Here is a 9,375-nt window from a genome sequence, read left to right as displayed (position 1 = left end):
TTAGGGGATAGAACGATCGGCGCACTAATTGTGTTTTTTCCCCATAATCGCCACTTCACTGAGCAACAAATTGAGTTAACCTACGCCCTAGCCCAACAAGTTACACTCGCCATTCAATTGACTCGACTGGCAGAAGAGGCGAAACAAGCGGCGATCGCTCGTGAGCAAGAAAAAGCGGCACAAGAACGGGCAGATGAGTTAGAGAAAGCCAGCATCGCTCTTCAACAAACCATTGATGCCGTGGGTCAACTCGAACAGTTAGACGCGCTTCTGCCTGAGGTGCTGAAAATTGTTGTTGCAGCCTTTGGTGCTCGTAGTTGTAGCTACTTTGAGCATCCAACCGATGAACGCATCTATTTGCGGTACTGGTTCCATGAAGGAACCGTGTATAAACCTGAACAGTTGTTAGCTCTCAGCGATCGATTTACGCTTGCGCGGTTACTTGCCCAGGGTTTCACCGTTCCGATTGAATATCTTGGGACTTCTCATCGTCATCGGGAACGCGCAATCGTTCTTGATCATGTCACTGGGACTTCCGTTCCTGAATTTGATGCTTTTACCCAGCAAATGGGTTGGGGTGGAGAACTCAATGTCCCGCTTGTGTGTAATGGAATAGCAATCGGTGCGCTAGTCATCTATCGAGAGACACCTGCGTTTACCCAAGGGGAGGTCACACTGGCTGAATCACTTGGCAAGCAAATTGCGTTGGCAATGCAAACGAGCCAAATTGCAGAGCGTGAACGTGAAATGGCGATCGCTCGCGAGCAGCAAAAAGCCGCACAAGAACGGGCTGCTGAACTGGCAAAAACCAACCAGGCGTTACAAGCGTCTCTGAATAAGCTTGTAGACGAACCAGAGCTACAAAAATTCCTGGGACACATCCTAGCCGTATGTGTCGATCATTTTGGTGCAATTGGTGCCGGGATTTGGCAATATGACGAGGAATTCAGCTATCTGCTCGTCTCATATAAAGATGGCATGATTCAGCTACCGCCTGAACTTGCTCACCCTGTCACACCACGCTCCCTTAAACAAATGCGTGAAGATCCTGATATTTACCGTCGATTGGCTTGTGGGCAGATTGTGACTCAAACCGAGGAAGATTTGCTCACGAGAACAATCTACCAGCCTTTCCAAGCCGAATTGCAAGCATCTGGTATTCGATCGCTGCTTCTGGTTCCAATTTGCTTAGGTCATATCCTCCGAGGCAGCATTGTTCTACGCTTTGATCACCAACCCACCCTCAATCCAGAAGCAGCAGAACTGGCTCATGCGTTTGCGAACCAAGCTGCACTCGCCCTGGAACTCATTCGCCTTGCTGAAGAAGTACAACAAGCAACTCTTCTAGAAGAGCGCAACCGGATGGCACGCGAAATTCACGATACCCTCGCTCAAGCATTTACAGGCATCGTCGTTCATCAACAAGCTACAAAACAGCTTCTTGCTGCTCCTGCGGCACAACTGCAACTCGTGCAAGAGCATCTTGATTGGACCATTGCGCTTGCCCGTGAAGGATTACAAGAAGCTCGACGATCGGTTTATGCCCTGCGTTCTGAACTTGTGCAACAAGACAATCTCCAGTTTGCTTTCCAGCAGCTCGCTGAGCAGATGACAAGATATTCATCTGTAGAAATGATGGTCAGTGTACGGGGTACACCTTATGCTCTACCCGAATCTTTTCTTCAAAATTTATTTCGCATTGGGCAGGAGGCATTGACCAATGCCCTCAAACATGCGAACGCTCAACACATCCACCTTGAAATTATCTATGAATCTACTCACGTGCACGTGCGTGTGCAAGATAATGGACAAGGCTTTATGCCTCATTCTGCTGCCCAAGCTTCTCAACCAGGATTTGGGCTGATTGGAATGCAAGAACGTGCCTATCGCCTGGGTGGACAACTCAGTGTCACGAGTCAGCCCACTAAAGGTACTGAAGTTATTGTTTCTGTGCCGGTCGATCGTGCGTAATTTTATCTTTCCTGAATGGTTCAAACCAAAATGCCATGACCTCAAATCCTGAATCCACTAACGAGACAACCATCCGTGTGCTGATCGCCGACGATCATGCAATTTTAAGGAAAGGTTTAGTGGCGATTCTCGATCGTACTCAAACAATGCAGGTTGTGGCTGAAGCGAGCAATGGGCGTGAAGTGATCGACCTATTTCATCAGTATCAGCCTGACATTACGCTGATGGATCTGCGAATGCCAGAAGTTGACGGTGTGGAAGCGATTATTCGTATTCGCCAAACCTGTCCAACCGCCCGCATTATTGTCTTAACAACTTATGACGGTGATGAAGATATCTATCGGGGCTTAAGAGCGGGGGCTAAGTCCTATTTACTTAAAGATGCACCTTACGAAGAACTCTTAGGAACGATTCACTCGGTTCATGCGGGTCAACCTTCACTTTCCAAAATGGTTGCTGACAAACTCGCACAACGCCTTGATCAAGAGGAACTCTCTCCGCGTGAATTACAGGTGCTGCAACGGATAGCTCAAGGTGACGCAAATAAAGATATTGCAGGCACGCTTTGCATTACTGAGGGAACAGTCAAAGCACACATCAATGCAATCCTGAGAAAATTGGGTGCCAGTGATCGGACCCAAGCTGTGATGATTGCCATAAAACGTGGCATTATTCATCCGGTCTAATTTACCGTTCTAACTTTAGTTATAGCCCTCAACTCACCCCTAGTTAAACCTGCTCATTAGCCTTTTGATAGAGGCAAAGCTTTAACCCTGGCTCAATTGGCCTACGCCTGAACTTCCTCAATAATGAAGCCATCAAGCATATATTGGTTTGCAAGGTGGACTGTCATGACGAACGAGGCTGATCCCACAGTAGTTGTCTATGGATCAACCTGGTGCGGCTTTACTCAGCATATCTTGCAACAGCTTAAAGCATTGGAAGTTTCCTACCGCTTTGTAGACATTGATGAGAATCCTGATGCAATGCAACAAATTACAGATTGGAATCAGGGCCGTCTTGTGCGTCCCACAATTGATATAAGCGGTGTGATCCTCTTTAATCCCGATCCGTTGACATTACAGGTGGAATTGCGTAAGCACAGTTTTCTTGAATGAAATCAGGATTCAAATACTAGTTTGCATACAGAGCAATCAGCCCAATTCAACTTGAAGGAACAATAGGTATTGCGGATTTTTTACGGGCTGTGTCTATGGGGTACAAAACGTTTGTAGGTAGAACGAGCAGCGATCGTTGACCCAACCGAATAATTGCCGCAGGGCTTTACTTGAATTTGATTGAGTCAATAACTCACACTCCTCAAATACTGAGTGACGTGTTGATTCTAATTGCAACTTCATTCTTGCAATTGCGCGAAGCACGCTTATGAATCCGTTTAATCCTATCTTTATGTTCATATTCTCAACAGGAGTTTATTCATGACACGCCTTCTATACATCGCTTCTAGTCCGCGTCACGAGCACTCCTATTCCCGCACGTTAACACAAGAATTTATTGATAAATGGAGTCTTTACCATCCTGAAGTGAGCATTGCACTGCGCGACCTGGTTCGTGACCCAGTTCCCTACCTGGATGATACCTGGATTACTGCTAAATTCACTGCACCAGAACAGTACACTCCAGAACTGTCAAACGCGATTCAACTCTCCGATCGCTTAGTTGATGAATTTCTTGCTGCTGACCGTTACATTATTTCAGTCCCCATGTATAACTTCACGATTCCCGCCGTCTTGAAGTCTTACATTGACTACATTGTTCGACCACGTCGTACCTTTATTGTAGAAAATGGTTCCTTTAAAGGCTTAGTAACTGGAAAGAAACTGCTTTTTATTACTGCACGAGGTAGCGATTTTCGACCCGGTTCAGCCTTTGCTCCTTCAGATTTTCAAGAGCCTTATCTAAAAACCGTGTTTGAATTTATTGGTTTCACAGACATACAGTTTATCAATGCCAATGGCCTCAGAACAGATCTGCGCGAGCAAAGTTTAGCCGAAGCAAGATCCACCATTCAAGATCTTGCCACACAGTGGTAGTTCTGAATCACTCGTCAAGGTATTTCTAGAGGTGTTGAAGTGCAAGACCGTACACTCTATCTGTTAATTGGGCTGCTTGGTGGAGCCGTTTTACCTGTTCAAGTTGCATTAAATACGTTGTTGAGGCGCTATATTGGTGAGCCGATGCAAGTTACCTTTGTTTCTTATCTAGTTGGCACACTAACATCCTTATCATTCTGTTATTTTGCTCGCTATTCCTTTCCGGGCTGGGTTACACTCTCTCAAACCTCCTGGTGGATGTGGGTAGGAGGTTGTCTAGGAACGTTGTATGTATGGTCAACGATTTTTGCAACTCCTAAGATCGGAGCCGCGCTTGCTTTAGCACTAACAATTGCTGGTCAAATGATTGCTGCAATATTTTTGGATCACTATGGCGCGATCGGGCTTGTTAAACATCCAGCCAATCCTGAACGAATTGCTGGAGTAACACTCGTGATTTTAGGCGTTTCGTTAGTTGCTTATGCAAAGCGATAATCAAATTTAGGGAGAATCGATTCATGAAATTACTGATTAGTGTGTTTGACATCCAGACTTTCAACCATTAAAGGGGAAAGTACTTCTGTTGGTTTCTACCCCATTGTCCAAAATCTCCTATCCTCTAAAGCAAATTCCATGAATCTATCCAATTCACCTATTCAACCCTGGTCTACCTCTCCTACATCGATTAGTCGTTATCGCTCGATCGGAAGTGGCTATTCAAGCCGCTGTGAAAGGCAATCAGCCCCAGTGCTCCAACCCAATCAACCCCAACCTTCCTTTCGCAATAAAAGTCGTAAGCGAGGTGTTGTATTAACTCAAGCAGGCTGGCAAAAACTCAAGCAAGCCGGTGTGCTGTATGACGACTTTGGCAAACGCTATACCCATGAAGAATTAAGTGAGCGATCGCTGCTCGATGCCCGCACGATTAGTCGTGTTATTAGCTGCGAAGTCAAGGTTGATAAACGCACTCTCGTCGCTTTCTTTCGCGCTTTTGAACTGCCATTGGAATCAAGAGACTATACAACACCACCAGCGACAGAAGAAGAGCGAGGGTGGTGTTCCAAACCTGTTGATAACCTCTGTAAGACCCCCTGTAGTCCCCCTTGGTAAGGGGGACGGCGACAGCCGGGGGTTAGTAGCAACAGATCTGAAACACTACCAATTCATCCTACAATCCCTTTGTGGCGCAGACCACCTCTGAAATTGCTGCTCGTGATGCAGAACCTTCTGTCAGCAGCCGATAAGCCTACTTGACCCTGGTGTGATGGACAGGAGTTTAGTGAAATATGAGCAATATGAAGTTGATGAGAACAAGAGGGATGATCTTGCGTTCTTTGGTAGCAGTTTCCATCGTAGGGTGGGAAATCAGTTTCGATTCATCGAGTGCTTGGTCCAGTGAATTCAAATCATCTCTCTATGCTTTAGACGGTCAATCCACTTCAGTGTCACCAAGCCCGACTCCAGACTCTCTTAATTTGGAACCAGACGCTGCAATTTTCTTAAGTGATATGGATGATGATGCAATCGATACAACAACAGAAATTACTTCTGTTTTAGAACTATCAGATGTGCAACCAGGTGATTGGGCATTTCAAGCACTTCAATCATTGATTGCAAGATATGATTGCATTGCAGGCGATCTAAATGCCGCTTATCGTGGAGAACAAGTACTAACGCGATATGAATTTGCAGCAGGTCTCAATCGCTGTCTCATTCGAATGAATGAACTTATGACTGTGAGAATGGCTAATCTCACTATGCAAGAAGATCTGGCAATACTACAACGCCTCACTGAAGAATTTACAACTGAATTGACTGCAATACGAAGTCAAGTTGATACTCTAGAAACCCAAACAGCAGAATTAGAAGCCAATCAGTTATCTACTACAACACAGTTAACAGGAGAGGTGATTTTTGCAGCTACTGGGATCCTTGGAGATGAAATCGCAACGTCAGAAGGCAGAGATGAATCGCTGAATGAAACAGTAATCTTCAGTAATCGTGTACGTTTATTCCTTAACACTAGCTTTGCGGGAGAAGATCTACTGCGGGTGCAGTTACAGTCGGGAAACACCCCAAACCTCGATGGGGCGACAGGAACCAACATGGCTCGTTTAAGCTTTGATGCCAATAATGAGAATCAACTTAGAGTGAATCAACTCTACTACCGCTTCCCCATTGGAGAATCGGCTAAGGTGACTGTGATTGCCAACGGTAATCTTTTCGATGTCGCTGATACGCTTAATCCTCTGTTGGGTAGCGATAGCAAAGGATCACCATTTCTTTTTGGTCTTCGTAGTCCAATTTATCGTGAAAACATTGGCGGAACTGGAGCAGGACTCAGCTACGATCTCAGTCCTAACATCAACTTGTCTTTAGTATATTTAGCAACAGAGGCAAGTGAAACTTCAGCAGGACTATTCAGTGGTCCCTTTTCTATGCTGGGGCAACTCACTTGGCGGCCCAATGATGATATCGATATAGGACTGGTCTATTCGCGATCGTACAACGGAATTGAGATTAACGCAGGTAGTGCCAATGCTAATACACCGTTTGATAATGCTAGCCAAAGCATTATAGCCAACTCTTATGGACTGGTCGCTAACATTCGTGTCACCCCTGAGGTTTCACTAGGAGGTTGGGCTGGCTTTGTGCAAGCTACTGCTACTGATCTACCAGATAATCCAACGGCTGATATTTCCTATTATGCGGTGACTCTTGCGTTTCCAAATTTAGGTGAGGAAGGAAATTTGGGAGGAATCGTCTTCGGTCAGCCGCCAAAACTAATCCGAAATGAATTTGGACGAGATGATGCAGACACCACTTTCAATATAGAAGTCTTCTACCGATTTCGGATGAATGATCACATTTCAATTACGCCAGGATTTCTCGTCATCACAAATCCTGAACACAATCGTGACAACAGTACGATTTATGTTGGCACAATTCGCACAACTTTCTCATTTTGATAGGAGCATTGATTACTAATGTCTATTTTGATATTACAGTTGCGTTTATGCAGTTAAAGCCTGAGAACGCTTGCGGTAGTGGTGGTAACGAGCGACTGCTTGATAGGCTCTACGCCAGTAAGACCGATAAAGGACGTGCTCAAGTGACCAAACTTTCGAAAACAAGGGAGTGTTCAGAAAATCAGGCTTAGGTAGGCTGGAACCCTTGATTTTTCGTTCAAAACTGAATTTACACAAAAATATGACCACTCCCCATTTACATGGTCCTTCAGATGTGAAGATACAGTTAGTCTTCCTCACCTGATGACCATTCGATACAACATTTTTGCGATTTTTAGTACATTTTTGCACTTGTTTCTTATTGCCTTTGAAATGTTAAAGGAGTCACTCCAACAATACGTTTAAAGTGGCGATTAAGATGGCTTTGGTTGGTAAATCCACACTGAAGGGCAATATCAGCAATAGGAGATTTGCGTTCTATCAATAGCTGCTTTGCTTGCTCAACCCGTTTCTGAATCAAATATTGATGAGGTGACAATCCTGTTGATTGCTTGAACAATCGACAAAAGTAGTACTGGCTCATTCCAGTCAAATTAGCCAATTGGGAAAGTGTAACCTCCTGCCCTAGATGAGTGTAAATGTAATCAATTACTTTCTCTAAGGTCTGTTTAGGCAAACCATTATCGATCATTGAAATCTTTAGCTTAGTTGTAGAATAGTGCATGATTAAATGCGCTGCTAGCGCAGTGGACAATGAATCGATGTAGAGATGAGTGGATGGTTGCTCTGAGGTTAATGCTGATTTCAGTGCTGTTCCAATTTGATAAATTAATGGATCTGCCTCAGCAAAGTGTGGCAAAAGATGAACACGATCGCCATCAACGGTTTCATGAGCAATGTGAGCAATATAAATCGGGTCGAGTAGCAGTAATGTAAACTCACAATCACTTTGCCACAGCTTCTGATGAGGTATATCTGCTGGAACTAAAGCAATGTCCCCCTTTTGAATTTGCTCACATTTTCTTTTCCCATCCAATACTCGTTCTGATTCTAGTGTATGAGTACTGTGATGAATCGATACTAAATGTTTTGAAGTAATATACTCGGATAGTTCCCAAGCGGGTTGGTAATGATGTTGAACCAAAATGCCATTCCATCCTAAATGGTGACTGGAGGACAAGGGAGGTTTAGGTAGAATATTATTCACAGAACTCTTTTGGACAAAATCAACCTGTAGTACTTGCTCTTGGGGCATATCCGTACGTCCCTATGAATATCAGTTCACAATGTTCAAGAATCAAAGCGTTAACCGTTTAAATTTGTATTTTTCAAATTCAATCAGCGATTGTTATGGTCTTCTATAAGATGCGATCGCAGTTTGCAAGCTTTCTAAGTCCCATAAACCGTCATGACGAATACTGTTGATAAAAAGCGTAGGAATACCATTTACGCCACTTGCGATACCACTTTGTATATCTGCCTTCACTCGTTCAGCATAAAGGTGCTCTGCCACTTCTCGCTCAAAGCGATCGACATCCAACCCTAAGGACGCAGCGAAACGAAGTAGCTTACCATTACCTCGGTAATGCTGTTGTTCAAAAAGATAATCATGAACTTCCCAAAAGTATCCTTGAGCTGCCGCTGCCTCTGCGGTTTCAGCCGCATGTTGAGCCATTGGATGAATCGCAGTTAAAGGGAAGTGGCGAAACACAAAACTGAAGGGTCGATCGTCACGCTTTTGAATTGTTTTGATAGTATGGTGGACTTCTTTGCAGCGCGGACTTTCATAGTTCCCGTACTCCAGCAGTGTAACGGTTGCACTTCGACTTCCTAGAATGTGATCCCATTCACTAACTGGAACTACAAGCTGCGCCACAGTGATAACCCCAAATTGAAAGCACTCAGGTCAAGTTCATTTAACCTTCGTTGTTGCTCTCTAGTCTATTTGGGAAGATTGATTCCGCCTATGACACTGCTAGCAATCTTTTACTACGCAAATTGATAGATACTGAACTAATCCTTTTGGTCTATCAGTTTCTATAACATTTAGCTGATGGAGTATAGCCAGAAATACGATCGCCATTTCTAGAGGAGTTATCTTACTCCAGCCGCACTAAGCCTTTTCTCAATGCTAATGTTGCGGCTTGGGTGCGATCGCTCACACCTAGCTTGCCCAATATGTTATTCACGTGGGCACGTACCGTTCCTTCACTAATTTGCAAACTTGCCCCAATCTCTTTATTACTTTGCCCTGCCACAATCAGACGCAGTACTTCCAGTTCACGGTAAGTGAGATTGGGGCTGCTGAGCCGAGCCGCTAATTTTGCAGCGACTTCTGAGGGGATGCGAGTTTGTCCGCTATGAACGGCGCGAATTGTGTC

Annotated in this window: 10 protein-coding genes; 7 read left to right on the top strand and 3 right to left on the bottom strand. The window is 44.6% G+C overall.

What is annotated here, in order from left to right; all coding sequences use genetic code 11:
* The 7 genes from H6G89_RS34025 to H6G89_RS33995 form a co-directional block, all read left to right on the top strand.
* The coding region (locus tag H6G89_RS34025; protein ID WP_190514449.1) for a sensor histidine kinase at positions 1–1,971 on the top strand (1,971 nt) is incomplete at its 5' end.
* A gap of 35 nt (positions 1,972–2,006) precedes the next feature.
* Positions 2,007–2,657, top strand: coding sequence for a response regulator (locus H6G89_RS34020; protein ID WP_190514448.1), 651 nt, complete (start codon positions 2,007–2,009; stop codon positions 2,655–2,657).
* Between the two features lie 165 nt (positions 2,658–2,822).
* The gene (locus tag H6G89_RS34015) at positions 2,823–3,089 is read left to right on the top strand and encodes a glutaredoxin family protein (RefSeq protein ID WP_190514447.1); all 267 of its coding nucleotides are present in this window, start codon (positions 2,823–2,825) and stop codon (positions 3,087–3,089) included.
* A gap of 321 nt (positions 3,090–3,410) precedes the next feature.
* Entirely contained in the window at positions 3,411–4,025 is a 615-nt protein-coding gene (locus tag H6G89_RS34010; protein WP_190514446.1) for an FMN-dependent NADH-azoreductase, read from the top strand.
* Between the two features lie 39 nt (positions 4,026–4,064).
* Positions 4,065–4,520, top strand: a complete 456-nt coding sequence (locus H6G89_RS34005) for a DMT family transporter (protein ID WP_190514445.1) — start codon at positions 4,065–4,067, stop codon at positions 4,518–4,520.
* Between the two features lie 138 nt (positions 4,521–4,658).
* Positions 4,659–5,135, top strand: a complete 477-nt coding sequence (locus H6G89_RS34000) for a hypothetical protein (RefSeq protein ID WP_190514444.1) — start codon at positions 4,659–4,661, stop codon at positions 5,133–5,135.
* Between the two features lie 176 nt (positions 5,136–5,311).
* Positions 5,312–6,994 (top strand): iron uptake porin, encoded by a 1,683-nt coding sequence (locus H6G89_RS33995; protein WP_190514443.1) that lies wholly within the window; start codon positions 5,312–5,314, stop codon positions 6,992–6,994.
* A gap of 358 nt (positions 6,995–7,352) precedes the next feature.
* Here the strand turns inward: H6G89_RS33995 and H6G89_RS33990 are convergent, their stop codons facing one another.
* The 3 genes from H6G89_RS33990 to H6G89_RS33980 all read right to left on the bottom strand — a co-directional run.
* Positions 7,353–8,249, bottom strand: a complete 897-nt coding sequence (locus H6G89_RS33990; RefSeq protein WP_190514442.1) for an AraC family transcriptional regulator — start codon at positions 8,247–8,249, stop codon at positions 7,353–7,355.
* A gap of 93 nt (positions 8,250–8,342) precedes the next feature.
* Positions 8,343–8,870 carry a DsbA family protein gene (locus H6G89_RS33985; RefSeq protein WP_199337113.1) on the bottom strand — a complete coding sequence of 176 codons (528 nt, stop codon included), beginning with the start codon at positions 8,868–8,870 and terminating at the stop codon, positions 8,343–8,345.
* Between the two features lie 223 nt (positions 8,871–9,093).
* A partial coding sequence (locus H6G89_RS33980; protein ID WP_190514441.1) for a response regulator transcription factor occupies positions 9,094–9,375 on the bottom strand: 282 nt, incomplete at its 5' end.

This window comes from Oscillatoria sp. FACHB-1407 (assembly GCF_014697545.1).
Lineage (GTDB): Bacteria > Cyanobacteriota > Cyanobacteriia > Elainellales > Elainellaceae > FACHB-1407.
The sequence above is the reverse complement of the archived record's forward strand: the minus strand, read 5'-3'. Positions and strand labels throughout refer to the sequence as shown.

Bases quoted from the DNA above. Each gene is read 5' to 3' on its own strand.
- H6G89_RS34020 (WP_190514448.1), top strand. From the start codon at position 2,007: ATGACCTCAAATCCTGAATCCACTAACGAGACAACCATCCGTGTGCTG.
- H6G89_RS34015 (WP_190514447.1), top strand. From the start codon at position 2,823: ATGACGAACGAGGCTGATCCCACAGTAGTTGTCTATGGATCAACCTGG.
- H6G89_RS34010 (WP_190514446.1), top strand. From the start codon at position 3,411: ATGACACGCCTTCTATACATCGCTTCTAGTCCGCGTCACGAGCACTCC.
- H6G89_RS34000 (WP_190514444.1), top strand. From the start codon at position 4,659: ATGAATCTATCCAATTCACCTATTCAACCCTGGTCTACCTCTCCTACA.
- H6G89_RS33995 (WP_190514443.1), top strand. From the start codon at position 5,312: ATGAGCAATATGAAGTTGATGAGAACAAGAGGGATGATCTTGCGTTCT.
- H6G89_RS33990 (WP_190514442.1), bottom strand. From the start codon at position 8,249: ATGCCCCAAGAGCAAGTACTACAGGTTGATTTTGTCCAAAAGAGTTCT.